Source organism: Prevotella sp. TF12-30 (assembly GCF_003436715.1).
Lineage (GTDB): Bacteria > Bacteroidota > Bacteroidia > Bacteroidales > Bacteroidaceae > Prevotella > Prevotella copri_A.
In genome coordinates this window covers 1-25,072 of the sequence record NZ_QSQJ01000035.1, presented here as the reverse complement: position 1 = coordinate 25,072, position 25,072 = coordinate 1, and the positions used below count along the sequence as shown (strand labels likewise).

Annotated in this window: 21 protein-coding genes and 2 tRNA genes; 10 read left to right on the top strand and 13 right to left on the bottom strand. The window is 45.9% G+C overall.

The window, feature by feature from the left end; translation table 11 throughout:
- Nucleotides 1–12 precede the first annotated feature (12 nt).
- The 5 genes from DXD25_RS12190 to lon all read right to left on the bottom strand — a co-directional run bounded on the left by DXD25_RS12190 (nt 13) and on the right by lon (nt 8,355).
- Entirely contained in the window at nt 13–1,341 is a 1,329-nt protein-coding gene (locus DXD25_RS12190; RefSeq protein ID WP_158556336.1) for a ComEC/Rec2 family competence protein, read from the bottom strand.
- Nucleotides 1,342–1,513: 172 nt separating this feature from the next.
- Nucleotides 1,514–3,349: a DEAD/DEAH box helicase gene (locus DXD25_RS12185; protein WP_117663743.1), complete on the bottom strand. Its 1,836-nt coding sequence runs from the start codon at nt 3,347–3,349 to the stop codon at nt 1,514–1,516.
- An 83-nt stretch (nt 3,350–3,432) separates the two neighbouring features.
- Entirely contained in the window at nt 3,433–4,695 is a 1,263-nt protein-coding gene (locus DXD25_RS12180; protein WP_117663742.1) for an LptF/LptG family permease, read from the bottom strand.
- A 58-nt stretch (nt 4,696–4,753) separates the two neighbouring features.
- Nucleotides 4,754–5,881: a tRNA guanosine(34) transglycosylase Tgt gene (gene tgt, locus DXD25_RS12175; protein WP_089544148.1), complete on the bottom strand. Its 1,128-nt coding sequence runs from the start codon at nt 5,879–5,881 to the stop codon at nt 4,754–4,756.
- Entirely contained in the window at nt 5,878–8,355 is a 2,478-nt protein-coding gene (gene lon / locus DXD25_RS12170) for an endopeptidase La (RefSeq protein WP_117663741.1), read from the bottom strand. The genes tgt and lon overlap by 4 nt, the downstream gene beginning before the upstream one ends.
- Before the next feature lie 238 nt (nt 8,356–8,593).
- Here lon and DXD25_RS12165 point away from each other — a divergent pair, with 238 nt between their 5' ends.
- The gene (locus tag DXD25_RS12165; protein ID WP_117663740.1) at nt 8,594–9,289 is read left to right on the top strand and encodes a tRNA1(Val) (adenine(37)-N6)-methyltransferase; all 696 of its coding nucleotides are present in this window, start codon (nt 8,594–8,596) and stop codon (nt 9,287–9,289) included.
- Nucleotides 9,290–9,292: 3 nt separating this feature from the next.
- Here the strand turns inward: DXD25_RS12165 and DXD25_RS12160 are convergent, their stop codons facing one another.
- On the bottom strand, nt 9,293–10,333 hold the full coding sequence (locus tag DXD25_RS12160) for a diacylglycerol kinase family protein (protein ID WP_117663739.1): 1,041 nt from the start codon (nt 10,331–10,333) through the stop codon (nt 9,293–9,295).
- 191 nt (nt 10,334–10,524) lie between these two features.
- Between DXD25_RS12160 and DXD25_RS12155 the strand changes: the two genes are divergently transcribed.
- The 7 genes from DXD25_RS12155 to DXD25_RS12125 all read left to right on the top strand — a co-directional run bounded on the left by DXD25_RS12155 (nt 10,525) and on the right by DXD25_RS12125 (nt 15,418).
- On the top strand, nt 10,525–11,718 hold the full coding sequence (locus DXD25_RS12155) for an aminotransferase class I/II-fold pyridoxal phosphate-dependent enzyme (RefSeq protein ID WP_117663738.1): 1,194 nt from the start codon (nt 10,525–10,527) through the stop codon (nt 11,716–11,718).
- Between the two features lie 231 nt (nt 11,719–11,949).
- Nucleotides 11,950–12,023 (top strand) — tRNA-Pro (locus tag DXD25_RS12150).
- A gap of 36 nt (nt 12,024–12,059) precedes the next feature.
- Nucleotides 12,060–12,133 (top strand) — tRNA-Pro (locus DXD25_RS12145).
- Nucleotides 12,134–12,216: 83 nt separating this feature from the next.
- Nucleotides 12,217–12,786 carry an AAA family ATPase gene (locus DXD25_RS12140; RefSeq protein WP_117663737.1) on the top strand — a complete coding sequence of 190 codons (570 nt, stop codon included), beginning with the start codon at nt 12,217–12,219 and terminating at the stop codon, nt 12,784–12,786.
- A 58-nt stretch (nt 12,787–12,844) separates the two neighbouring features.
- A complete protein-coding gene (locus tag DXD25_RS12135; RefSeq protein WP_089544142.1) occupies nt 12,845–13,204 on the top strand; it encodes a CidA/LrgA family protein in 360 nt (119 codons plus the stop codon).
- Nucleotides 13,201–13,893 (top strand): LrgB family protein, encoded by a 693-nt coding sequence (locus DXD25_RS12130; RefSeq protein WP_089544141.1) that lies wholly within the window; start codon nt 13,201–13,203, stop codon nt 13,891–13,893. The genes DXD25_RS12135 and DXD25_RS12130 overlap by 4 nt, the downstream gene beginning before the upstream one ends.
- Nucleotides 13,894–14,023: 130 nt before the next feature.
- A complete protein-coding gene (locus DXD25_RS12125) occupies nt 14,024–15,418 on the top strand; it encodes a right-handed parallel beta-helix repeat-containing protein (protein WP_233522304.1) in 1,395 nt (464 codons plus the stop codon).
- Nucleotides 15,419–15,518: 100 nt separating this feature from the next.
- Here the strand turns inward: DXD25_RS12125 and cdd are convergent, their stop codons facing one another.
- The 3 genes from cdd to DXD25_RS12110 all read right to left on the bottom strand — a co-directional run bounded on the left by cdd (nt 15,519) and on the right by DXD25_RS12110 (nt 18,382).
- Entirely contained in the window at nt 15,519–16,001 is a 483-nt protein-coding gene (gene cdd / locus DXD25_RS12120) for a cytidine deaminase (RefSeq protein ID WP_117663735.1), read from the bottom strand.
- Between the two features lie 76 nt (nt 16,002–16,077).
- Nucleotides 16,078–17,367 carry a M64 family metallopeptidase gene (locus DXD25_RS12115; RefSeq protein ID WP_117663734.1) on the bottom strand — a complete coding sequence of 430 codons (1,290 nt, stop codon included), beginning with the start codon at nt 17,365–17,367 and terminating at the stop codon, nt 16,078–16,080.
- Between the two features lie 91 nt (nt 17,368–17,458).
- The gene (locus DXD25_RS12110) at nt 17,459–18,382 is read right to left on the bottom strand and encodes a glucosaminidase domain-containing protein (RefSeq protein WP_117663733.1); all 924 of its coding nucleotides are present in this window, start codon (nt 18,380–18,382) and stop codon (nt 17,459–17,461) included.
- A gap of 81 nt (nt 18,383–18,463) precedes the next feature.
- Between DXD25_RS12110 and DXD25_RS12105 the strand changes: the two genes are divergently transcribed.
- Nucleotides 18,464–18,853: a 2-amino-4-hydroxy-6-hydroxymethyldihydropteridine diphosphokinase gene (locus DXD25_RS12105; protein WP_089544136.1), complete on the top strand. Its 390-nt coding sequence runs from the start codon at nt 18,464–18,466 to the stop codon at nt 18,851–18,853.
- A 44-nt stretch (nt 18,854–18,897) separates the two neighbouring features.
- Here the strand turns inward: DXD25_RS12105 and nrdG are convergent, their stop codons facing one another.
- The 4 genes from nrdG to DXD25_RS12085 all read right to left on the bottom strand — a co-directional run bounded on the left by nrdG (nt 18,898) and on the right by DXD25_RS12085 (nt 24,390).
- On the bottom strand, nt 18,898–19,413 hold the full coding sequence (gene nrdG / locus DXD25_RS12100; protein ID WP_117663732.1) for an anaerobic ribonucleoside-triphosphate reductase activating protein: 516 nt from the start codon (nt 19,411–19,413) through the stop codon (nt 18,898–18,900).
- Nucleotides 19,414–19,418: 5 nt separating this feature from the next.
- Complete coding sequence (locus DXD25_RS12095) at nt 19,419–21,641, bottom strand: anaerobic ribonucleoside triphosphate reductase (RefSeq protein ID WP_117663731.1); 2,223 nt, start codon at nt 21,639–21,641, stop codon at nt 19,419–19,421.
- 350 nt (nt 21,642–21,991) lie between these two features.
- Nucleotides 21,992–22,831 (bottom strand): type II pantothenate kinase, encoded by an 840-nt coding sequence (gene coaW / locus DXD25_RS12090; RefSeq protein ID WP_089544133.1) that lies wholly within the window; start codon nt 22,829–22,831, stop codon nt 21,992–21,994.
- Nucleotides 22,832–22,923: 92 nt separating this feature from the next.
- Nucleotides 22,924–24,390 (bottom strand): DASS family sodium-coupled anion symporter, encoded by a 1,467-nt coding sequence (locus tag DXD25_RS12085; protein ID WP_117663730.1) that lies wholly within the window; start codon nt 24,388–24,390, stop codon nt 22,924–22,926.
- 246 nt (nt 24,391–24,636) lie between these two features.
- On the opposite strand from DXD25_RS12085, the gene DXD25_RS12080 reads away from it, so the two are divergent.
- The gene (locus DXD25_RS12080) at nt 24,637–24,921 is read left to right on the top strand and encodes a hypothetical protein (RefSeq protein WP_089544131.1); all 285 of its coding nucleotides are present in this window, start codon (nt 24,637–24,639) and stop codon (nt 24,919–24,921) included.
- The last annotated feature ends 151 nt before the right edge of the window (nt 24,922–25,072 follow it).

Below are 25,072 nucleotides of genomic sequence, written 5' to 3'. Positions count from 1 at the left end.
ATGGGCAAATGATTAGAAAGGTAATGCATGAGAATGGCGAATCTTGTAGATTTTTTCCCTTATCTGGTTCCATTTGGCAAGGACCAGGTAGCCAGATACGACTGCCAGATAGAGAAGCATCAATTGAAGGAGTGACAGATGAAGATGGTCTATGCTGGCACCCGGTAACAGACTGGTAAGCCGGAAGGCGGTATGGGTGGCTTGGGTAATGCTGGCAAGTACTGCTGCTACATGTTGCATCAGCCAGGTGCCGACGGAGGCAAGGCTGGAAATGTAGGTAAGGGGAGAAAGCAGCAGGAGTAGGGCACAAAGATAGAGGATGAGGGTGGCTGCCGGGATGGCGATGAAGCTGGTGAGCAGGGAGTAGCAGGATATTCTGCCGAAATAATAGACGATGAGCGGAAGCGTACCTATCTGTGCCGCCAGGGATACGCTGAATAATCCCCAGAGGCAACGGATGATCTTGCCGTGGGATTTGAGCAGGCCGAAGAGTGGGGGATAGAATATGAGGATGGAAGCCACGGCGAGAAAGGACATCTGGAAACTGATGTCGAAAAGATGGAAGGGATTCAGAAACAGCATGATGACATAGGCTAGCGCCAGGGTGTTGAGCGAAAGGTCGGGGCGCAGGGCTAACAGGCAGAAACTGTAGATGCTGAGCATGGAGGCTGATCTGACGGCACTAGGGGGAAAGCCGATAAAGACGACATACGCCCATACGGCAACGAGGGACAGGGCAATGGTGGGTCTGGAACGGCGCTTTCCGCCCAGAAGAATCACGAAGAGCTGGAAGATAATGCCTATGTGCAAGCCGCTAACTGCCAGTATATGACTTGTGCCGGAGATGGAAAAGCTCTCCTTGGTTTCCCGATCGAGTGAACCCTTATCGCCCATCGCCATCGCAGAAATCACGGCGAAATCCTGTCCGTCGATATGATAAGTATGCAGCTGCTGTTCCAGCTGCTGGCGGAAGGAACGGCTTGCCAGGATGGTGCGGTCGATGGGGGAGAGTGACTGGTAGGTCATGATGCTGCCAGGCGCTTTCGTCTTATCGATATGATGGGAGGTGATGAAACCGCCCAGACAGAACAGGCAGAGCGACAAAAGGAGGCTCTGAAGAAGGACCAACTGCTTGATTTTTCTGAAGAAGAGCCGGGAAAGCTGACGGTTTTCATGGAGTACATAGCAGCAGCCGGCTAAGGCTATGGCAATGATGGCTGCGATGAGCCAATAGCGCGTGGAGAAGTAATCATAGCTGTATCTGGCTGTGATGATGCTAAGTGATAGTATGAGGCTGAAGAACATCAGCGGAGTGACTGGGAGTCTTTTATTTCTGTCCATTTTAGCCGTGTTTTCAGGTTCGTTTAAAAAAGAGAAGCCCGACAAAAGGTTGGGATAGTCCAACTCTCTTATCGGGCTTCTCATATATATATAATAATGTATAAGCCTGCCTGGAAGCAGGAATACATCATTTCGGGAGATTATTCTCTCTGGAGATTATTCTCTCTTGAGATTATTTGCCGAATCCGAAGATACGCTTGATGAATTTCTTCACAGGATTATCGTTCTTCTGTGGATTGACAACAGGAGCGTACTTGCGAGGACCGGAATTCTCAGAACCCTTCTTCTGCTGGTTCTGCTGAGCGCCACCCTGCTTCTTCTGGGCTACGCCTCTGCCTCGGCCATTGCTTCCAGGACGAACATTGTTCTCATTGCCTGGGCGCTGGTTGCCGTTAGACTGCTGATTGCCCTGCTGGTTGCCGTTCTCGTTGTTGCGCTGCTTATTGTTGTTGCGCTGCTTATTGTTGCGGCGCTTGTTGTTATTGCGGTTCTTCTGCTCGCCGTTGTGCTGCTCAGCGTTTCTCTGTTCATTGTTCTTGAACTCGCGATTCTTCTGCTCGCCGTTCTCGCGATTCTTCTGTGAACCATTCTCGCCATTGTTCTGAGGAGTCTTTTCCTGACGCTCGTTTGGCTTGTTTGGCTTGCGCTTGTGTGAAGTCTGGTCGCGGTCTTTCTGTCTGCGGCTCTTGGCGCTGGTCTTGGTCTTGCCCTCGCCCTCGCCGTTGCTGTTATTGTTGCCGCCGCGGTTGCCGTTGCTGTTATTGTTGCCGCCGCGGTTGCCGTTGCGGTTGTTTCCGCCCTGCTTTCCGCCCTTGCCCTTTCGACCATTGTTGCGTTTTGAAGGCTTGTTGAGCTTGATGTATTCAGGGCCTTCGCCGCAATCTTCCGGCAGAGGCATCTTCTCTACCACCTTCTCCAGGAACTTCTCAATCTGCTGGAACCAGTACTGGTCTTCTTCGTTGACGAAGGTGATGGCTCTACCATCGCGGTTGGCACGGGCTGTACGGCCGATGCGGTGAACATAATCCTCAGTATCGTGAGGAACGTCATAATTGATGACCATCTCGATATCATCAATATCGATTCCACGAGCCACGATATCCGTAGCAACCAGTACGTCGAACTGACCGCTCTTGAACTTGAACATCACATCATCGCGCTCTGCCTGCTCCAGGTCGGAGTGCATTGCACCGCAGTTGATGCCAATCTGCTGAAGGGCAGCAGCCAGCTGCTTCACCTTCATCTTGCTGCCGCTGAACACGATGACGCGCTTCATATCGCCAGCCTTGAAGATATCCTTGATGATGGTCATCTTCTGGGTCTCGTAACAAATGTAAGCCTCCTGCTTGATCTTCTCGGCAGGCTTGCTTACGGCAAGCTTGATCTCTACAGGATCCTTGAGCAGGGCCTTGGCAAGTTCCTCAATTTTCTCAGGCATGGTGGCAGAGAACATGATGGTCTGGCAGGTCTTTGGCAACTTGGAAGCGATGGTATTGATGTCTTCTGAGAAGCCCATGTCGAGCATGCGGTCGGCCTCATCGAGAATGAAGAAGCTTACCTTGCTCAGATCTACATTACCCAGGGAAATGTGGGTGATGAGGCGACCTGGAGTAGCAATCACGACATCAGCACCCATGCGGAGGCTCTTCAGCTCCTGATCGTAGCGGTTGCCGTCGTTGCCGCCATAAACAGCCACGCTGCTCACATCCTGCAGGTAGTAGCCGAAGCCCTGCATGGCCTGGTCTATCTGCTGGGCTAACTCGCGGGTTGGCGACATGATGACGCAGTTGATGGCGTCTTTCGGATAGCCGCCATCATCAAGTTTGCTCAATACTGGGAGCAGATAGGCTGCTGTCTTACCCGTTCCGGTCTGTGCCACGCCCAATACGTCGTGACCTTCCAATATCTCAGGGATACATTTTTCTTGTACAGGGGTGCAAGTGTCGAAGCGCATGTCGTATAATGCGTCGAGCACGTTGTCATTCAAATCTAATTCGTCGAAATACATTCTTTTCCTTTCTTTTGTTGACCATTGAGCCGGATGGAGCTTCATCCGATTCAATGGTCAAGGTTCTTTGTTTCAATGTTTAATTACCTCGGTGCCTTGCGGTAGCAGAAGTAGGCAACGAAGGCGAAGATGATGTTTGGCAACCAGGCTGCAAGTGCCGGAGGGAAGTTTGCCTGGATGGCAAAGGTTGCCGATACGGTTTGCAGCATGATGTAGCCGAAGCTTAGTGCAAGACCGATTCCCAAAGATAAGCCCATTCCTCCCTTACGCTTGCGCGATGAAAGCGACACTCCGATGATGGTGAGGATGAAGGAGGCAAACGAGGCGGCGATGCGCTTGTGGTATTCTACCTGATACTGCACCACATTGCCCGAACCGCGGTTGATCTGCTTGGAAATATACTCCTTCAGTTCCGGACTGGTGAAGGTTTCCTGCTGACCCTTGGAATAAACCAGGTCGGTAGGCTCCATCGTAATCAGCGTATCCTTCTGTGCTCCGCTGGTGATGTGCTCCTTCATACCTTTCAGCTGGCGCACCTTCCAGTTGCTCAGTTTCCAGTGGTATTTGCTGTCGGAGATCGTATCATACTGAATCTCCATTGCCGTAAGGTGGCTTACGAGTTTCTTGTCCTGGAACTTGTCGAGACAGAATCCGTAACCTCGCTTCGAGTTGTTGTCGTAGTGCTGCATATAGGCAATTACGCCCTTATCTACCTGTAGCTGTACGTTTTCGGCAGAAGTATTCTTCTTCTTGTTCTTGTACATCGTCTCAAAGTTCTGGCGTACTACCGTGCCGTGAGGAATCACGTAGGCAGAGAGTGCATAGCTCAAGGCTGAGAGCATGATGCAGGTGATGAGGTAAGGACGAAGGAGTCGCTTGAAGGAAACACCTGATGCCAGAATGGCGATGATTTCAGAGTTGCCTGCCAGCTTCGACGTGAAGAGGATGACCGCCACAAACACGAACAACGCACTGAAGAGGTTGGCGAAGTAAGGGATGAAGTTGGCATAATAATCGAAGATGATGGCCTTGGCTGGTGCATGATACTCCGTGAACTTCGCCAGGTTCTCATTGAAGTCGAACACGATGGAGATGGAGATGATCAGTGCAATCGAGAAGAAGTAGTAGCCTACGAACTTCTTGATAATGTACCAGTCTAACCGCTTGATGTATCTCAGTGGGTTGAGATACCTGAGCACCCTGAGGAATCGCAGCTTGTGCCCGATCCAGCCTAGAATGCGGGCTATGCGCTGCAGGATGGCAATGAGCCAGCCGAAGCGAGATTCGAAGGCTCTGCTCATCTTGAGCAGTCTGCGATGTTTTCTGATGTATTTATAATCTTTCATCATTTAATGTAAAATATGTATAGGAGCATCCTATAAAGTTCAATGCTCAACGCTCAAGCTAGATTCGTCGGCCGAGCTGATCGATGATAGAGCGTTTCCACTCTACGAAGTCGCCCTGCTCGATATGGTGGCGCGCATCTGTAACGAGACGGAGATAGAACGACAGGTTGTGGATGCTGGCAATCTGCATGGCAAGGAGCTCCTGGGCCTTGAAGAGATGGTGCAGGTAGGCCTTGGTGGTTATCTGGTCGATGTCGCAGCCGTCTGGATCCACTGGACTGAAATCCATCTCCCACTTCTTGTTGCGCATGTTCATCGTACCATTATAGGTAAAGAGCATCGCATTGCGGCCGTTGCGGGTTGGCATTACGCAGTCGAACATATCAACACCGCGCTCTATGGCCTCGAGCAGGTTCTGGGGAGTTCCTACACCCATCAGGTAGCGAGGCTTGTCCTTTGGAAGAATCTCATTCACCACCTCGATCATCTCATACATCACCTCGGTAGGCTCGCCTACAGCAAGACCGCCGATGGCATTTCCGTCGGCTCCCTTGTCGGCAATGTACTTGGCTGCTTCGCGGCGCAGCTCTGGGAAAGTACAGCCCTGGACGATAGGGAAGAGGCTCTGCTGATAACCATAGAGAGGTTCAGTCTCGTCGAAGCGCTTGATGCAGCGGTCGAGCCAGCGCTGGGTCATCTCCAGACTCTTCTTCGCATACATGAAGTCGCTTTGTCCGGGAGGACACTCATCGAAAGCCATCATGATGTCGGCACCGATGATGCGTTCTGTATCCATCACGTTCTCTGGAGTGAAGAAATGCTTGCTGCCATCGATGTGGGAACGGAACTCGCAGCCCTCTTCTCTGAGCTTGCGGATTCCGGTAAGCGAGAATACCTGGAAGCCGCCGCTGTCGGTGAGGATAGGGCGGTCCCAGCCGTTGAACTTATGCAGTCCGCCTGCCGCCTTGATGACTTCGAGTCCCGGGCGCAGGTAGAGATGGTAGGTGTTTCCCAGGATGATCTGGGCCTTTACCTGCTGGCGCAATTCTTCGAAATGTACACCCTTTACGCTGCCCACAGTTCCCACAGGCATGAAGATCGGAGTCTTGATCTGTCCGTGGTCGGTGGTGATGATGCCGGTGCGAGCATCGCTTGCCTTATCTGTTACTTGTAGTTCAAATTTCATTTCTTTTCTTTTTTGTCTTTTTCAGGAATGGTGAAGTCGATAGGGTGCTTTACCTTCTCGTCGGTGAGGGCAAACTCCCAGACATCTGCTACATCTTCTACATAATGGAACTCTACGCCCTTGAGATACTTTTCTGGAATGTCGAGGATGTTCTTCTTGTTTTCCTTGCAGATCACGATGTCGGTAATGCCGGCACGCTTGGCTGCCAGGATCTTCTCCTTGATGCCTCCCACTGGGAGTACCTTGCCGCGAAGGGTAATCTCGCCGGTCATGGCTATGTTCTTGCGAACCTTGCGCTGGGTGATGGCCGAAGCGATACTGGTGGCAATGGTAATACCTGCCGAAGGACCGTCTTTTGGCGTTGCTCCTTCAGGTACGTGGATATGGATGTTCCAGTTTTCAAAGATGCGGTAATCCACGCCTAGCAGGTCGATATGCGCCTTGATGTATTCCAAGGCGATGATAGCCGATTCCTTCATCACATCTCCCAGGTTACCGGTCAGGGTAAGCTTGCCCTGTCGTCCCTTGCTCAGCGAGGTTTCGATAAAGAGAATCTCTCCGCCCACAGAGGTCCATGCAAGTCCTGTTACTACTCCTGCATAATCGTTGCCCTGATAGATGTCGCGGGTGAATGGGGCGGTACCGAGAATCTCCTTCAGGTCTGCTGCGGTGATGGATGGCTTCTCCAATTCCTTGGAATAGGCGAGCTTGTAGGCCATCTTGCGCAGTCCCTTGTTGATCTGTTTCTTGAGCTGGCGCACACCGCTTTCTCGGGTGTAGTGCTCGATGATGCCCTCGATGGCTGCCTTGTTGAAGCTTACCTTCGGGGTGAATTTGTCGAGACCTGTATTCTCCAATTCCTTCGGAATCAGGTGGCGCTTGGCAATCTCTATCTTCTCCTCCGTAATGTAGCCGCCTACTTCGATGAGCTCCATTCGGTCGAGCAAAGGACGTGGGATTGAGCTGATGTCATTGGCGGTTGCGATGAAGAGAACCTTAGAGAGATCGTAATCCACATCCAGGTAATTGTCGTGGAAGGTGTTGTTCTGCTCAGGGTCGAGTACTTCAAGCAAGGCTGACGCTGGATCACCCTGGTGGTTGTTGGCTGAAACCTTGTCTATCTCATCGAGGATGAAGACTGGGTTGCTGCTGCCTGCCTTGAGGATGTTCTTGACAATGCGGCCAGGCATGGCTCCGATATAAGTGCGGCGGTGACCGCGAATCTCGGCTTCGTCGTGCAGACCTCCCAGAGACATTCTTACGTATTTGCGCTTCATGGCCTTGGCAATGCTCTTGCCCAGACTGGTCTTGCCGACTCCCGGAGGACCATAGAGGCAGAGAATCGGACTCTGCATTCCACCCTTCAGGGATCTTACGGCAAGATATTCCAGGATGCGTTCCTTTACTTTCTCCATGCCGTAGTGGTCCTGGTTGAGAATCTTCTGGGCATGAGACAGGCTGAGGTCATCCTCGGTGTATTCGCCCCAAGGCAAATCTACCAGCGTCTGCAGATAGTTGAGCTGGATAGGGTAGTCTGGACTCTGAGGATGGATGTTGTCGAGTTTAGCTAACTCTTTCTGGAAAACCTTCTGGGTTGCCTCGTTCCATTTCTTGGTCTTGGCTTTTTCGAGCAGCTCCTTCTTTTCCGGACTGCTTTCGCCTTCGCCCAGCTCTTCCTTGATGTTCTTGATCTGCTGCTTCAGGTAATATTCCTTCTGCTGCTCGTCGAGATCAAACTGAGTCTTGTTCCTGATTTCATTTTGCAGGTAGAGCAGTTTCTGCTCCTTGTGCAAGGCCTTGAGTGCCTCTATCAGTCGCTCTGACAGCTTCTCCTGTTCCAGCATCTTGATCTTGTCTTCTGCCGTAAAAGGCAGGGAGGTGCAGATGAAGTTGCATTTCACGAAGCGATTGGTAATCTCATTGATCGCATAGACAGCCTCGTTTGGAATGTTCTCATTGTACTGAATGAATTTGATAGATTCCTCGAAGAAAGTTTGGGTCAATGCCTTGAACATAGGATCCTTGGCTTCCTTTTCGGTAGGCCAGGTCTCTGGCAGACTTTTTACATCTGCAAGATAGAATGGATCCTTATCTACTATCTTCTTCAGCTTGCATCGGCCTAAACCCTGCACGATGATGGTCTTCTGGTGCTCTTCGTTTGGCATGTTGATGACTCTCATCAGCTTGGCAAATGTTCCGGTTTCGTACAAGTCTTCCTGATTAGGTGAGTCTATGTCCGCATGCTTCTGGCAAAAGATGCAGAATACAGTTTCTGGATTTTGCTCCAGCATGTTTGCCAGCTCCTTGCTTTCCGCCCTGCCTATCAAGATAGGAGTAAGCACGGATGGAAAAACCACCAGGTCGCGAGTGCAGAGGGTAGGATAGATTCCTGCCTCCCTTTCTTGTATCAATACGGATGCATCGCCCTCAAAGTCGGCTATCATCTGGATTTGTGTATTCGAATTTCTGTTCATATTCTATTTGATAAACACTTTTTGGGGTGTATATGAATTTCTGTTCTATTTTGATAAACACTTTTTGGGGTGTATATTCTCTTGAATATATATTTATAGGGTGCAAAGTTAGTAATTTTTGCCGAGAATCCCATCGTTTTTTCCGAAAATCACCTCTTTATTAGATATTATTATTAATATAAGCAAGAAGACTGTAATAAAATGCTGATTTTTGCGTTACTATTTTAAAAGTAAAACTATGACTGGATTTAAATTCAAACAATTTGAGATTCATCAGGATCGTTGCGCCATGAAAGTGGGAACGGATGGTGTGCTGCTGGGGGCATGGGCACCTGGCGGTAAACGCATATTGGATGTCGGGTCGGGTACCGGACTCATTTCGCTGATGATGGCGCAGCGCTTCCCTGAGGCGCAGGTGCTGGGTATTGATATGGACGGAGAGGCTTGTGAGGAGGCTGCTGAGAATGTGGCTGCAAGTCCTTTTGCCGATCGTGTCGAAATAGAGTGCTGCCGATTGCAGGACTATCATTCTGAGGAGTCTTTTGATGCAATCGTAAGCAATCCTCCTTTCTTCTTGAATAGTCTAAAAAATCCAGACAGTAAACGTACGATGGCCCGCCATACGGATAGTTTGCCTTTCAGGGATCTTTTCAGGGGTGCAAAAATGCTACTGAGTGATGATGGCGTTTTTTCCGTGATTGTTCCTTCAGAGGTTCTTGAGGTGGTTGTGTCGGAAGCTTGTATGCTAGGTTTTTATCTTATCCGGCAGTGTGGCGTTAAGACTGTAGAGCGCAAACAGCCGAAACGTTATCTTCTGTCATTTGCAAAACATCGGTATAATGGAATGGAAAATACTATAAAAACAATGACCGATTCCGAGGGGAACCGGTCAGAGTGGTATGCGAAAATTACGGAAGAATTCTATATTTGGTAAGGGCTAGAGGTTCAGCTTTCTCTGTACGAGCTTGCTGATGGCTCCTACTCGTTTGCTTTGGCGCTGGATGTCTTTGTGAATGTCATCGCGTACAACATTGATGTCGTTGAAGAAATCGGCAAAGGCTGATTGGATGACGTTCGGCTTGCGCACACTCTTGTCTGCAAACGGATTTACAATCATCTTGATGCCTTTTTCTTCCATGTGCACATCTATGTCGGCGCCGGTCATCACAGGGTCGCCATCATAATGGATGACACCTGGCTTGCTGCGGGTGATGTGGAGCTTCTTGCACCGGAAAGACTTGATCTTCGAGTTTTTGTCGAGGGTCTTGTTGAACATGTCGAAACTAACCTGTGAAGCTTCGATGACATCAAACGGTTCCATGATGACCACATCCATCAATCCATCGCTCATAGATGCCTGTGGGGCAATATAGGCGTTGTTGCCGTATTGGGAAGCGTTGGCACATGAGATGAGAAACGCTTTATATTGTTTTGTTCCTGTCTCATCCTCCAGAGTATATGTTTCAGGCTCATATTTTAAGCCTTCTCTCAGGATGTTCTCTGCATAGCTGATCGGTCCACGCTTTCCGCTTTCTGCAAACTTCATACTGACAAAGGCGTCGAAGCCCATTCCGCAAGTGCAGAAGAATGGGTATTCGTTGATGACTCCGTAGTCTAGGTCGTGTATTTCGCAGGCGTTGATGATCTCAATGCTCTTCTTCAAGTTCATTGGCAACAGCAGGTGGCGCGCCAGGCCGTTTCCTGAGCCGCAAGGCAGAATGCCTAATGCTGAGTCGGAATGGACGAGGGAACGGGCTACCTCGTTTACAGTGCCATCGCCACCTACAGCCACCACGATGTCTGCGTGGTTGTCTCTGGCTTCGGCTGCCAGTTCTGAGGCGTGTCCTGGTCTTTCAGTCATTTTTATCTCGTACTCGAACTGCTCCTTGTCCAAAGTAGAATCTATCAAACTGGGAACCGCCGCTTTGCTGCTGGTTCCAGAAATCGGGTTCATGATGAAAACTATCTTTTTTTTCATATCTTAGTCAAGAAATTGTATTTTAAATTGCAAAAGTAATAAAAATCCCTAAAATGGCAAGAAATATCTACTAAAAAAAGCATAAAAGTAAACTTTCTTAGGAAAAAAGCGGTTTTATTAATCTTTTTTTGTATCTTTGCAGCCTGAAACTAGAAAATAAATTAAAATAGAAATAAAGTACACCTATTATAATGGGACAATTACAAGAAAGATACAAGAATTATCGTGTACCTCAGAAGTATATGGAAGCCGGTGTGTATCCATACTTCCGTGAGATCACAAGTAAGCAGATGACAGAGGTAACTGACATCGATGGTCATAAGATCCTGATGTTCGGTTCTAATGCTTACCAGGGTTTGACTAATGATCAGCGTGTTATCGATGCAGCTAAGGCTGCTCTTGACAAGTACGGCTCAGGCTGTGCTGGTAGCCGCTTCCTCAATGGTACACTCGATTTGCATGTGCAGCTCGAAAAAGAGCTTGCTGAGTTTATGGGCAAGGATGAGACATTGTGCTTCTCTACTGGTTTCTCTGTAAACCAGGGCGTGTTGGCATGTGTTGTAGGCCGCGGTGATTATATCATCTGTGACGACCGTGATCATGCCAGTATCGTAGATGGCCGTCGTCTTTCATTCGCTACCCAGCTTCACTACAAGCACAACGATATGGAAGATTTGGAGCGCGTGCTCTCTAAGCTTCCTGAGGATGCAGTCAAGCTCATCGTTGTGGATGGCGTGTTCTCTATGGAGGGCGATTTGGCTAACTTGCCAGAAATCGTGAAGTTGAAGCATAAGTACAACTGCTCTATCATGGTAGATGAGGCTCATGGCCTTGGCGTGTTTGGTAAGCAGGGACGTGGTGTCTGCGATCATTTCGGTCTGACCGATGAGGTAGATCTCATCATGGGTACCTTCTCTAAGAGTCTGGCATCTATCGGTGGTTTCATCGCATCAGATAAGGATACCATCAACTTCCTCCGTCACAACTGCCGTACTTACATCTTCAGTGCATCTAACACTCCAGCTGCAACTGCTGCAGCTCTCGAGGCTCTCCATATCATCCAGAAGGAGCCTGAGCGTTTTGAGAATCTTTGGGATGTTACCAACTATGCTTTGAAGCGTTTCCGTGAGGAAGGTTTCGAGATTGGTGAGACTGAGAGTCCTATCATTCCTCTCTACGTTCGTGATGCAGAGAAGACATTCGTTGTTACCAAGCTGGCTTATGATGCAGGTGTGTTCATCAATCCTGTTATCCCACCAGCATGTGCTCCTCAGGACACATTGGTGCGTTTTGCTCTTATGGCTACTCATACAAGAGAGCAGGTAGAGAAGGCTGTTGAGATCTTGAAGAAGATTTTCGTAGAGGAAGGCATCATCAAGGCGTAATAGCAAAACAATGCGGTTGCTGAAAATTCATCAATCGCCATATATAATAAGGTATAAAGGGGCAATTTCTTCGGAAGTTGCCCTTTTTTTAGGAAAAAACTGAATAAATGCATATTTTTACAAAAAAAGTTGCTGAAAAATTTGGTGGAATAAGAAAAATGTTGTACCTTTGCACCCGCAATTCAGAAATGATGCTTACTGCAAAGAAGTAATTTCGTTATGAGAAGAAAGCGGGGTGTAGCGCAGCCCGGTAGCGCTCCTGTTTTGGGAACAGGTGGTCGCAGGTTCGAATCCTGTCGCCCCGACTTCAAATCTCTGATGGTAAATTGCTCTAGTATAAGCGGGGTGTAGCGCAGCCCGGTAGCGCTCCTGTTTTGGGAACAGGTGGTCGCAGGTTCGAATCCTGTCGCCCCGACTTTAGAAAGCTAAGAAGAATCAAATCTTCTTAGCTTTCTTGCTTTATATACGATATACGTTTAATTTAAAATTTATACTATCATGATTATTACGATTGCGCGCCAATGTGGATGTGGCGCTGTTCGGGTAGGCAGACTGCTTGCAGAACATTATGGTATTCCGTTTTATACCCGTAAGAATTTGATGGAAATGGCGGAAGAGCGTGGGGTCTTGGATGAGATGGAAGCTTTCTTCGATGAAGATCCTGTTGACGAACTGCTCTTTTCAATGTCTTCCCTGGGTGAGAATCAAAGATTACTTACAGAAAAACCTCTTCGTGTCTTGGCTGATATGATAGGACAGGAGAATTGTGTCGTTATCGGGCGTTGTGGCAATTACATCTTCCGTGAACGCAAAGACTTGGTGTCGGTGTTCCTCAAGGGTGATGTAAAGGCTCGTATTGCGGAGATCAAGGAGGAGCAGAAGCTTTCTTATGCTGAGGCGGCTGAGTTTGTGGAACATGTAGATGATTGCCGTGTGGCTTATCATAGTTACTATACGGGGTTGACTTGGGGAAATGCCAACGATTATGACGTTTGTCTGGATACGGTTCGCTTGGGTGTAGAGAAAACGGCGCAAGCGATTGTTTCTTATGCGGAAGCAGTTTTGTAAGTTTGGCTTATTGGTGATAATGATGCTTACTTAATTTTTAAAGTAATTTGTATTTAGGATGAAACTTTTAATTCAGTTTTTAATTATCATAGCGTTCTCTTTCGCAGGAGAATTGCTCCATTATCTGTTGCCGTTGCCGATACCTGCCAGTATTTATGGTATTGTCTTGTTGTTCGCGGCATTGGAACTTAAGGTTATCAAGGTGAAACATATAAGGGAAACCAGCAGTTTCCTCATTGCCGTAATGCCAGTGATGTTTATTCCGGCAGCTGTGGGACTCATCGACTCATGGCATTCTATTGCCAGTGCATGGTTGCAGTATATTGTTGTGACTGTTGTCAGTACTTTTGTGGTGATGGCAGTTTCTGGATGGTTCACTCAGTTTGTTATCAAAAGAGGAAAGGAGGCAAAAAAATGATTTCCTTGTTTCAGGATTCTGTCTTTTTTGGTGTTTTGATCAGTTTGGCTGCTTACGCCATCGGATTGCTTTTGAAGATTAAAACAGGATGGTCTTTGATGAATCCGTTGCTGATTTCCATCATTTTGGTTATTTGTACCTTGCTGATTACGGGAGTAGATTATAAGACTTACAATGCGGGTGCCAATATCATCAGTTATCTGCTTACCCCGGCTACCATCTGTTTGGCAGTCCCGCTTTATCAGCAGGTAGAATTGCTGAAGAAGAATTACCGTGCTGTGCTCATTGGTATCTTGTCGGGTGTCTTGGCAAGTCTCTGCTCTGTACTTCTTCTGGCTTTGGTGTTCCACTTCGACCATGCAGCCTATGTTACATTCTTGCCAAAATCCATCACCACTGCCATCGGTATTGGTGTTTCTGAGGAATTGGGTGGTCATGTTTCTGTAACGGTTGTCGTAATCATCATTACAGGTGTGATAGGCAATATCTTTGCAGAGAAGTTTCTCAAGCTGCTTTGTATCAAGGAACCTATTGCCAAGGGTATTGCCATCGGTTGTTCTGCTCACGCCTTGGGTACGGCTAAAGCTATGGAGATGGGTACTATTGAAGGTGCAATGAGTAGCTTGTCCATCGTGGTTTGTGGTGTGATGACCGTAATAGGTTCTTCTATCTTTGCTATGTTTATGTAGCAGGATATTGGTTTTCTTGGAAAACTGCTAACCTGAGAATGGTTAGAGTAATACAATATTTAATCCCTTTTTCCGTTCTATAAATATGAAACGGAAAAAGGGATTTTTTTATAATATCATTATCGCTTGTATGGCTTCTGTAGCGATGGCTGGTTGTGCTGATGAGGAGAGCTTTTCTTCGTCACGTTCTCACTTGCTCGCGTTTTCTGCAGATACAGTAAGCCTGGATACTACGTTCTCGAATGTGCCTACACCTACTCGAAGCTTTTGGGTGTATAATCGTTCGGGAAAGTCGCTGCGTTGTTCTACTGTCAGACTGGAAAATGGTAACCAGACGGGATTTCGGGTAAATGTGGATGGCTCGTTCCTAGGATCGACTGCCGGCTATCAGACTCAGGATATAGAGGTGAGAAAGGGCGATAGTATTCGTGTTTTCGTAGAACTTACTTCGCATCAGCAATATCAGAATTCACCTCAGTTAGTGGAGGATAATCTGCTCTTTACATTGGAAAGCGGGGTGCAGCAGAAAGTAAACTTAAAAGCTTACTCCTGGGATGCTGTTTTATGCAAAAATCTTCGAATCAGGAAAGATACTACGATTCAGTGCAACCGCCCTGTTGTTGTGTATGGCGGAATGGTTGTTGATAGTCTCGTAACGCTATCTGTTGGGCCTGGTACGCATTTCTATTTTCATGAGAATGCCGGACTTGATGTTTATGGTTCGTTGCGTATCTTGGGAGAGAAAGATAATGAGGTGGTGATGCGGGGAGATCGTATGGATAATATGTTCGACTATCTTCCTTATGATCGGACGCCTGGTCGGTGGCAAGGTATTCATTTCATGCCTTCTTCATCGGATAATGTCATCAGCTATGCTGACATCCACAGTGCTTATAATGGTATTAGGATAGAACCTTGTTCGGATATCACTCGTCAGAAGTTGCTTTTACAGCATTCTACCATTCATAATTGTCAGGGATATGGTCTTTCCGTTGATTCGGCTAAGGTGCAGTTGTATAATTGTCTGTTATCCAACACCTTGAATCATACGCTTTATGTAAAGGGTGGTGATGTGGAAGTGAACGGATGCACCATAGCCCAGTTCTATCCTTTTGATGGACGTCGTGCCACAGCTATAGGTATTGTTCCTCCAATTCTAAACTTGAAGGTCGTGAATTCTATAGTTACAGGATATCATGATGATGAGGTGGTATGGACTTCACCGAAGAACGATGAAGAATGTAATTTCTGCTTCGATCATTGTGTACTTCGTACTGAAAAGATGAATACTGAAGATAGTTTGAAATTTACGAATACCATATATGAGAACTTAAAGGATACGACTCAGTTTGGGGAGAAACATTTCCGATTATTTGATACGGATAATTTGAAGTATGATTTCAGGCTTCGCAAGGAATCGGCTGCCATAGGAGTGGCTGATACAGCTACTTCATTGCCAACTGACCGACGGGGCGTTCTTCGTGATGATAAACCGGATGCGGGCTGTTATGAGTTTGATGAATAACATAAAACAGAAAAATAACATAAAAGGCACGAATTCCTGGGGGATTCGTGCCTTTTTATATGTTTGTATGAATACTAATCTGAAGAAATAATCCAAAATTTTATTCTTTCATATTGGCATCTACAAATGAGAATGGAAGCAAGTCCTTGATGCTGTGGAAGCGATAGGTGCAGTTCTCGCCGTAGAGCAAGATGCAAACGGGTTGCTGATATCGGTCTTCCATCTCTAGTATTACCTGCCTGCATGCGCCACATGGGGAGATCGGGCTTTTGAGGAAGCCATTCTCGTTGCGGGCAGCTATGGCTAGAGTCGTGATAGCTTGCTCTGGATAGTTGCTTTGGGCTCCGAAGATGGCACTGCGTTCAGCGCAGAGACCGGATGGAAAGGCTGCATTTTCCTGATTGGCTCCAATTACGATTCTGCCATCAGCCAACAGGCAGGCTGCACCTACATGAAAGTGGCTGTAGTTGGCATAAGAATTATTGGTGGCCTCCATGGCTTTCTTTACCAATTGCTGCTCAATGTCGCTCAGTTCATCTAACTGAACTACCTGATACTGGATGTTTAAGGTTTGCTCTTTCATAAGCGATTGGTGTTTATTTCATTAATTATTATTGTTCTTGGATAATGGGAGCTTGGGGCTCCTGATTCCTCTCTATCTATTTGGTGTAAAAGTCGATGATGTCTTGTAGAGCTTTCTTGCATACTATGCAGAACTCTGGTGTCTCGTTGATGCGCATACGGCAATCTTGTACACCGCGATACACTCCCTTTGGACTATAGCCTGCACCTTCAAAAACACCAACTTTGCTTACTGCCTCTTTCGCCTTTTTAGAAAGTGGGGTAGGAATCTTGGTACCCTTCTTGATCATATCTTCCCATTTTCCGTGAAAGTTTGCCAATGTGGTGATATTTTTTTCCCATGGCTCAACATCATGAGGATACATCGGTACCTGCTCGCTCTCATAGGCATATTCGTCAGCAAGTCCGGCAAAAGAATGACCGAATTCATGCACTACAACAGGCTTAAACCATTTCTGGTGGCAGGTGGTGAGATTGTAGGAATTGAGAATTCCGCCTCCACCATATCTTGTAGAATTAACCAATACGATGATATGTTCGTATGGGGTGCCAGCCAGACAGTCGTGCAGGTCTTTGAGATGAAGTGTGGTGAGGTATCTCTCACTATAGAATGTGTCAAAATGTGAACTTAAAGCAGTTTTCTTCCATATATCCTTGCCAGGTTCGCTTGTGCCACTTTCAAGAGATGCTGATTTTACAGCAACTACATTGAACCTGTCTTTCATGCTCTTGAAAGGTTCGTGATTAAAAATGGCTTCATTTGCTTCTTTTGCATCCTGAAGGAATATTGGCATTTCCTCTTCCGTATAGCCTTCAGCTACGTAGGCGATGTGGATGCAGCGGGTAGTGTCGGCTGCTTGCTGCAAGGTCTCGTAAGGCGTTGGCTTTTCGCCCTTGTGGTGAATCAAAATATCGCTTGGTGCAACTTGGTGAGTGAGAGAGGTCATAATCTCACGACGGTTGTTGCGCAAGTCGAGTGTCACATCAATAGTGTCTTTAGGCATCGGTACGAGGAATACATTCTCGAAACTCTTGGTGTTGCCGGCTGACTCTGGCTCTGAGAGCCATTCCTGAAACAGGGTAGAGAATGAGTTACGATAAATAACCTTACCTGTGCGATGATCTTTAACTGTTATTTGACCATTGCCTTCTACTGGTAGCTCACTGAGTTGCTGTTTCTTTCCATACCATCGAGGCATTACGTTCAGCTCATCTACAGCTATCATCTGCTGGGTTTTGTTGCCGGCAAAAGTATAGTCTATTCTCAAAGTCTTGTCAACGAAATAGTCGTCGAAATTCTGTGCTTGCATATCACTTGGCAACATCATTATTGCCAGAGCTGCTAGAGATAAAATGTTCTTTTTCATTTCTTATCTTGTATTTTTTTGTTTTCTATTTATATAGTATGGTAATGATAGCCTTTTGGGGGCGATGAATGAGTTTTTATACTGCGAGTGATTATCTCACTCGCAGTCTGTCTCCAACCTTGACCTGGTAGCTAGGATCAAGCTTGTTCATCTTGTAGAGGTACTTGATGCGGATTCCGTATCTTTGTGAGATGGTGTACATGCTTTCTCCTGGTTGCACGATATGAGGACGCTTCTTGTACTGCTTTGGAGCCTTCTTGCGCTTCTTTTTCAAGTAGATGATATCCCCCTTGTGCAATACCGTATGTTTGTCGCGCTCGTTATATCTTGCAAGTTTACGCCAGCTGATTTCTACTTCCTTACCCAGTGCCTTGAAGGTGTCACCTTCTCTGGCTATCAGGTAATAGTTGTCATTGAACTTCTGGATAGGGTGTAATATGCCTTGCGCATTGACGGGTTGGTCTGTGCCGCTATGTGTTGCCATAAATCGATCATATCGCTTTGCTTTGTCATAATCGAAAAGTTTATAGAGTTCAATGATTTGTATCAGTTTATTGGCATATTGTGGATTTGTCGCATATCCGCATTGTTTCAAACCTCTAGCCCAGCCTTTGTAATCGCGCTGGTTAAGTTCAAACAGGCGGGCATAGCGTGGTTGCCTAGCCAGAAATTTGCTATGATCCTCATAGCTATCTCTGGCATCTTGATATACTCGGAAACATTCGCCTCTGGCATCGTCATCGTGGTATTGGGTTGGACCAGCCCAGTTGTGGCATTTGATGCCAAAATGGTTGTTACCTTGTAAGACCAGTACACTCTTGCCTGCTGCACTCTCAAAGAGTCCCTGTGCCAAGGTGATACTGGCTGGTATACGATAGCGAAGCATCTGCTCGATGGCGAGGTCCTTATACTGATTGATATATGTCTGATAGGTCTGATTCCATTTCATCTGTGCTTGAGATGGAGTGCAGATGAGTAAAAGAATACCTATTATATACGTTTTTATTCTATTCATAGTGCAAAAATAACAAAAAAAACGGATAAGCGATACTTAATTTAAGAATTTTTACTAACTTTGCACTGAAATTATAAAAATATGAAAAGTAAACGAGTAAAAATAGTGATAGCGTTGGGTTCTAATGTTGATCAGGAGGCTCATATTCTGAAAGCAAAGAAATGGCTTGAGGCTACTTTCGAAGATATGACTTTTGGTACTTCGCTTTGGACGGAGCCTATCGGGTTGTCATCAGATAAATTCCTAAATACTCTAGGAGTTGGCTATACTAATGTCAATATGGAACGAACCTTATTGGCAATCAAAAACATAGAGCGTAAATGCGGAAGGAGGGTTGCTGAAAGTAGAAAGGGGATTATTGCTGTAGATATTGATTTGTTGCTTTTTGATTCAGAACGCCTGCATGAAACGGATTGGAACAGAGGTTATGTGAAAAATCTACTCCAACAATTGGGTGTATCTATAGATTGAATATATAGTTCAAAAAGTAATATCCTATCCCGGGCTTTAAAATTTTAAAGCTCAGGATTCGGATTGTCCTTAGTGAGGTGAAGTTCTACTACTTCGCCTAGAGCCAGGGATTTTTGTACGTTGATAATACGCTGGTTGCTGCTGCCACGGAAGAAAAGGTCCTCGTCCCGAAGGTCTTTCATGAATGGGCCATCTACCAATACATCTATCAACTTCAATAATTCCAGCTGTTTTGGATTCTTCAGTAGATTCTCATATCTATAACCGGTAAAGCACCAGATATCTTTATCGCTTTCTGACCGAATGGCGCGCGCCAGTTCTGCAAAGCCTTCCGCCTGATACATCGGATCACCTCCAGAAAAGGTGACGTTGGCGAAAGGATCTTCCATAATTTCTTTCAGAATGTCCTCTGTAGAGGTCATTGTGCCATGGTTGATGTCCCAGGATTGAGGATTATGGCAACCGGGGCAGTGGTTAGGACAGCCGGCACAATAGATAGAGGTCCGGAATCCCGGACCATCTACCATTGTGTCGTGCACTATACTTAAAATACTAATCATTTATCTTATTTTTGTGGGGTGTCAATGTGGGTGACACGATCGTGAAGCTCTGCAAGTTTACCGCTGTTCCAACGGTCGGTTGTTCCCACCAAATAACCTGTGATGCGCTGTAGCTTATCTATGTGATGGCTACCGCATTTTGGACATACTTCAAGGTTGGCATCCGCATTCTCGTATCCGCAGTCGAGACAGCGGTTGCGATTGTGGTTTACTGAACCATAGCCCATATTGTATTTGTCCATCATATCTACTACGCTTGAAATGACTGCTGGATTGTGAGTAGCATCACCGTCAATTTCTACATAGAAGATGTGACCACCACGGGTTAGATTGTGATATGGCGCCTCGATCTTTGCTTTTTTGAGGGCTGTACACTTATAGTAAACTGGTACGTGGTTACTATTGGTATAGTAGTCACGGTCGGTAACTCCTGGAATAATGCCAAACTGCTTGCGGTCCTTCTTGGTAAATTTACCGCTCAAGCCCTCTGCTGGCGTAGCCAGGATGGAGTAGTTGTGGTGGTACTGCTCGCTGAACTCGTTAGCTCGGTCACGCATATAAGTAATAATCTTCAAGCCTAAATCCTGTGCTTCTTCACTTTCACCATGGTGGTGACCGATGAGTGCTACGAGGCATTCTGCAAGTCCGATGAAACCAATACCCAGTGTTCCATGATTGATAACGCTCTCGATAGTCTCTTCTGGCTTCAAGTCTTCTGCTCCTACCCAAAGATATTTCATCAACAATGGGAACTGTTTTGCCATCGCTGTTTTCTGGAACTGGAAGCGCTCATCGAGTTGCTTGGCGGTAATGTCGAGGATGTTGTCCAGTTTTGCAAAGAACATATCAATACGCTGTTGCTTGTTCTCAATGCCCATACATTCGATGGCAAGCTTCACGATATTGATAGTTGAAAAGCTCAAATTTCCACGTGCAATACTAGTCTTCTCGCCCCAACGGTCTTCGAATACACGGGTACGGCAACCCATAGTGGCGATTTCCCACTTGTAACGCTCTGGATCGTCAGCGCGCCATTTCTCATTCTGGTTGAATGTGGCATCGAGATTCAGGAAGTTAGGGAAGAAACGACGAGCGGTTACCTTGCAAGCCAACTGATAGAGGTCGTAGTTTCGATCCTCCTTCAGGTAGTTAACGCCACGCTTCTTCTTCCAGATCTGGATAGGGAAGATAGCTGTTTCTCCATTTCCTACGCCTTCGTATGTGCTGAGCAGAATCTCTCGCATAATACAACGACCTTCAGCACTTGTATCTGTACCATAATTGATAGAAGAAAATACAACCTGATTACCGCCACGAGAGTGGATTGTGTTCATATTGTGAATGAATGCCTCCATTGCCTGATGTACTCTGTTTACGGTCTTGTTGATGGCATGCTGCTCCAGGCGCTCTTTACCTTCCAAGCCTGTCAGGTCTTTCACTAAATAGTCGTCAATATCAATATTGTAGAGGTCGCTGAGATCTTCTCCTGTTAGCTTTTCCAGATTCTTTACCTCTTCCTGGTACGACATACGTACGTATGGGGCCAGATAGAAGTCGAAGGCAGGAATTGCCTGACCTCCATGCATCTCGTTCTGGCAAGTTTCTAGAGAGATACATGCTAATACGGCTGCAGTTTCGATACGCTTAGCAGGACGGCTAGAGCCATGGCCTGCTGTGAAACCATGCTTGAGGATAATATCCAATGGGTGCTGAACACAAGTCAAACTCTTGGTTGGATAATAGTCTTTATCGTGGATGTGGATGTAGTTATGTGTAACGGCGTCGCGTACCTCCTGGGAAAGAAGATAATCGTCAACGAATGGTTTAGTGGTTTCTGAAGCAAATTTCATCATCATGCCAGCTGGAGTGTCAGCATTCATATTGGCGTTTTCACGGGTGATGTCATTGTTCTTTGCATTGACAATACTCATGAATACGTCACGGGTCTTAGCTTTTCTGGCAATGTTTCTCTGGTTACGATAGGCAATATATTTCTGAGCAACATCTTTGCGGGCACTCTTCATAAGTTCCAGCTCGATGGCATCCTGGATGGCTTCTACGCTCATCTGGCTCTTGCCGCGATATGCGATGTGGTCAGTGATTTGCTCTATTAAAGAGGAGTCTTCCCCCTTATCGGTATGTAACATGGCTTTGCGTATGGCAGCCATGATTTTTTGCTCGTTGAAACCAACGATGCGTCCGTCACGTTTAACTACAGTTTGAATCATTTCTTGTGTTACTTTTATAATTGATATTTAAATTGCTTGATACTAAGTCTTTATACTTGAAAGTGGCTATAAATACCATCTTTTCGACAATGCAAAGATAAGAATTTAAAATGAAAGTTGTACGTTTTGGACAACTTTTCTTGTGTTAAAAAATATTAAGTCGTTGAGTATCAAGTGTTTAAAAAATCGTTTTGGGAAACTTGTTCTAAGAGTGGTTTCCCAAAATGATTAATCTGTTCAGTTTCAGCGCATTGTGGTGTTGTGCCTTTTATGTAGCTTGGGGTTGTGGTGTTGTGCGCCATTTTGTAACTTGCTCCTTCTTGATATGAAGGTATGGTTTGAACCTGCTTTTAAGATAATTCGGTCTTGTTTTTATAGTCTAGTGCAGCACCTATGGCAGTGCAGAATTCTGAATATTTAGGGATTCTGAATCTTACACCATAGAGTTTTTCCATAGCAGGGAATACTTCTCTGCATTGTGGTAAAAGTGTCAGGTTGCCTATCATTACAAAATCTTTGATGCCTGATTCTAGGGAGGAGAGTATGGTTGCTGAGCCGATGCTCTGTAATACCATCCATATAAGCCCCATTGCTATGTCTTCACGGGAGGCGTTGGCTTTGGCATTACTGAAGAGCGATGCTGTTGCATTCATAGGAAGTCCAGGTAGAGGTTTTGCACTGATGTCTCCTATTAGCAGATTGATTTTTGATACATCACCGTTTTTGGCAAGGTTTACAATCTGCTTGATGTCATCGGTCTTGAGCATAATTCGGCTCAGGCCTGCTAGTGTTCCTCCACCAATACCAATGCCGCCGATGTGTTTGATCTCTTTGCCGTCGCACTTTACGAGGGAGGTTCCTGTGCCCATACTTACCACAATCATACGCTCAAGCTTGCTTTCGTATCGTGCACCGAGTCCATCGGCAACAAACTCTTCGCTCTTCGATGTAGGCAGACCATAGATTCGTTCATCAATGTAAGCAGAACCTACACCGGTGAGCATAACTTGTTCTACCTCGTCGAGGCTAATTTTGTTGTCGTGTAAATATTTTCCAAATGCTCCATATAAGGAGGTGATAGGGTCGGTGGCCTTGATGCGAATAGGGCTGATAACCATCCCACTCTCGTCTATTCCTACTATCTTTGTAGTAGAAATGCCGACATCTATTCCAATAACTATCTTTTTCATGGGTGCAAAGTTACGGTAAAAAGAAGACACTGCAAAATAAAAACGAGTTTATTTTGCAGTGCCGATATTTAATACTTCTTAAAATTTCTTTTTTACATAAAGCCAAGACGGCAGAATGTGATGAGTACAGCATAGCCGATTACCATACTTAGTACGCCCACGGTAAGACCTGCTTTCACCATGTCTGTCTGTTGGATAAGACCGGTGGAGTAGGCAATGGCGTTTGGTGGAGTAGAGATTGGAAGCGACATTGCGCAAGAGGCTGCTACTGCTACGCCTATGAGGATAGTTTGGGTTCCTCCTATAGAAGTCAACTTGTCGCCCATTCCTGAACATACTACGGTAAGGATCGGGATGAGCAGGGCGGCAGTTGCTGTATTTGAGATAAAATTACTTAGTATGAAGCAAACTAATCCAGAGACCACCATAATTACTAATGGGTTAAACTCGGCGAAAGGGATACTGTTTACTGCATTTTCTGCTAAGCCGGTTCCATTCATGGCGAGACCGAGAGCAAAACCACCGGCAACCATCCAGATGACGGCCCAATCTATATCTTTCAGGTCGCTGGCTGTTACCACGCCTGTAAAGGCAAAAACGGCAATTGGAAGCATAGCCACAGTGTTGGCATTGACACCTAGTTGCTTGCCACATACCCAAAGAAGGATGGTAAGGAAGAATGTGGCACCTACAACTATAGTACGCCAATTGTGACTTATATTGCCATCGATTTTTAATTCTATAGTCTTTTGTGAGAATGGGAACATCTTGCGGATGATAAACCATGCGCAGAAAAGCATGATGATAACCATCGGAGCCATAATTGCCATCCATTCTCCAAAACCTATTCCGAGGTTCAAGCCTGCGGGGTCATTGAGAACCTTGTAGGCAAAAGCATTAGGAGGAGTTCCGATAGGGGTTCCCATACCACCGAGGTTAGCTCCGATAGGAATGGCCATAGTCAGCGCTACTCTTCCTTTTCCGTTAGCAGGGAGCGACTTGAATACTGGGGTTAGGAAGGTAAGCATCATTGCAGCTGTGGCCGTGTTGGAGATAAACATGGAGAAAATACCGGTGATGAGCATAAACCCCAATAGTACGTTTTCCGAGCGCTTGCCGAATGGGGCAATCAATGTTTTTGCCATCAGTACGTCAAGACCGCTTTTGGTAGCTGCGATGGCTAGTACGAAACCTCCCAGGAAGAGTATGATTGTTGGATCGGCGAAACATGCCATTACACCTTGGTAGTCCAATAGCTTGCCGTACTCTCCCTCTGAACCTTGCATGACGGCAAAAGCCGAATCGGAGACGAAGAATAGCAGTACAAAAATGATAACTACTGAGGTGGCCCAAGCTGGAATTGCTTCTGTGAGCCATAGCATCACTGCCATTACGAATATGGCGATTACACGTTGTTGTACAACAGTGAGACCCTCGATTCCAAAGCTGTCGATGGGTAAGTTCCATACCAGAATTGTGGCTAAGGCTGTGATGAGAAACATCAGAGCCTTCTTTCGATTGAAGTCACCTGTCAATACTTTCTTTACAGTTTCTTGCATTTTCTCTATGTTTTTATGGTTATACTTTTATTGTTAGTGGGGAAGTGTCATATGTAAATGGCGTTCCTTTGCTGCAAAAATACACAATATTTTTGGATTATCAACAAATAATTGAGAAAAACGATAAAAAAATAACCTTTTTCTGCAAAAAAACGGGAGAAAGTGAACTGCTTTACGTTTTTTTTCTTATATTTGCAGAAAAATAGCGATAGCAGTTATCGTTTTAACCGATTAAAGTTTATTATCATGAGTCAGTCAGTATTATTTTTTATCATCGTTTTGGTGATTGTGTTTGCGGTCATGGTGTCGTCTTACTTTCATAAGCGTCATCATGAGTTTAATATGGGAGATATTGAGAAGGCTGTGCGCGGAGCATATCCCGCAGGAGTGCGTTCTATTACGAAGGACGAACTTGTAAAGGGGGTGAAAAAGCACTTTCATTGTTCTTCTAAGGATGCACATTATATTATAGGTGTGGCAAGACGAAAAAAGTTGGTAGATATTGCAGCTAATCATGTCACCTTGCTTTGATTTGTTTATGCGCTTATGAATATATATAAAAGGTGAAGAGTGATTTTTATGAGTTGTAGATGTTTATAACTGTTAAAAAATAAAAGAAAAAGCGATTTTCTTCTCAAAACATTTGGTGGAATGGAAAATAGTTAGTACTTTTGCACTCGCT

Excerpts from the sequence above, each read along its gene's own strand:
- DXD25_RS12190 (WP_158556336.1), bottom strand. The coding sequence starts at position 1,341 with ATGGACAGAAATAAAAGACTCCCAGTCACTCCGCTGATGTTCTTCAGC.
- DXD25_RS12185 (WP_117663743.1), bottom strand. The coding sequence starts at position 3,349 with ATGTATTTCGACGAATTAGATTTGAATGACAACGTGCTCGACGCATTA.
- DXD25_RS12180 (WP_117663742.1), bottom strand. The coding sequence starts at position 4,695 with ATGAAAGATTATAAATACATCAGAAAACATCGCAGACTGCTCAAGATG.
- tgt (WP_089544148.1), bottom strand. The coding sequence starts at position 5,881 with ATGAAATTTGAACTACAAGTAACAGATAAGGCAAGCGATGCTCGCACC.
- lon (WP_117663741.1), bottom strand. The coding sequence starts at position 8,355 with ATGAACAGAAATTCGAATACACAAATCCAGATGATAGCCGACTTTGAG.
- DXD25_RS12165 (WP_117663740.1), top strand. The coding sequence starts at position 8,594 with ATGACTGGATTTAAATTCAAACAATTTGAGATTCATCAGGATCGTTGC.
- DXD25_RS12160 (WP_117663739.1), bottom strand. The coding sequence starts at position 10,333 with ATGAAAAAAAAGATAGTTTTCATCATGAACCCGATTTCTGGAACCAGC.
- DXD25_RS12155 (WP_117663738.1), top strand. The coding sequence starts at position 10,525 with ATGGGACAATTACAAGAAAGATACAAGAATTATCGTGTACCTCAGAAG.
- DXD25_RS12140 (WP_117663737.1), top strand. The coding sequence starts at position 12,217 with ATGATTATTACGATTGCGCGCCAATGTGGATGTGGCGCTGTTCGGGTA.
- DXD25_RS12135 (WP_089544142.1), top strand. The coding sequence starts at position 12,845 with ATGAAACTTTTAATTCAGTTTTTAATTATCATAGCGTTCTCTTTCGCA.
- DXD25_RS12130 (WP_089544141.1), top strand. The coding sequence starts at position 13,201 with ATGATTTCCTTGTTTCAGGATTCTGTCTTTTTTGGTGTTTTGATCAGT.
- DXD25_RS12125 (WP_233522304.1), top strand. The coding sequence starts at position 14,024 with ATGGCTTCTGTAGCGATGGCTGGTTGTGCTGATGAGGAGAGCTTTTCT.
- cdd (WP_117663735.1), bottom strand. The coding sequence starts at position 16,001 with ATGAAAGAGCAAACCTTAAACATCCAGTATCAGGTAGTTCAGTTAGAT.
- DXD25_RS12115 (WP_117663734.1), bottom strand. The coding sequence starts at position 17,367 with ATGAAAAAGAACATTTTATCTCTAGCAGCTCTGGCAATAATGATGTTG.
- DXD25_RS12110 (WP_117663733.1), bottom strand. The coding sequence starts at position 18,382 with ATGAATAGAATAAAAACGTATATAATAGGTATTCTTTTACTCATCTGC.
- DXD25_RS12105 (WP_089544136.1), top strand. The coding sequence starts at position 18,464 with ATGAAAAGTAAACGAGTAAAAATAGTGATAGCGTTGGGTTCTAATGTT.
- nrdG (WP_117663732.1), bottom strand. The coding sequence starts at position 19,413 with ATGATTAGTATTTTAAGTATAGTGCACGACACAATGGTAGATGGTCCG.
- DXD25_RS12095 (WP_117663731.1), bottom strand. The coding sequence starts at position 21,641 with ATGATTCAAACTGTAGTTAAACGTGACGGACGCATCGTTGGTTTCAAC.
- coaW (WP_089544133.1), bottom strand. The coding sequence starts at position 22,831 with ATGAAAAAGATAGTTATTGGAATAGATGTCGGCATTTCTACTACAAAG.
- DXD25_RS12085 (WP_117663730.1), bottom strand. The coding sequence starts at position 24,390 with ATGCAAGAAACTGTAAAGAAAGTATTGACAGGTGACTTCAATCGAAAG.
- DXD25_RS12080 (WP_089544131.1), top strand. The coding sequence starts at position 24,637 with ATGAGTCAGTCAGTATTATTTTTTATCATCGTTTTGGTGATTGTGTTT.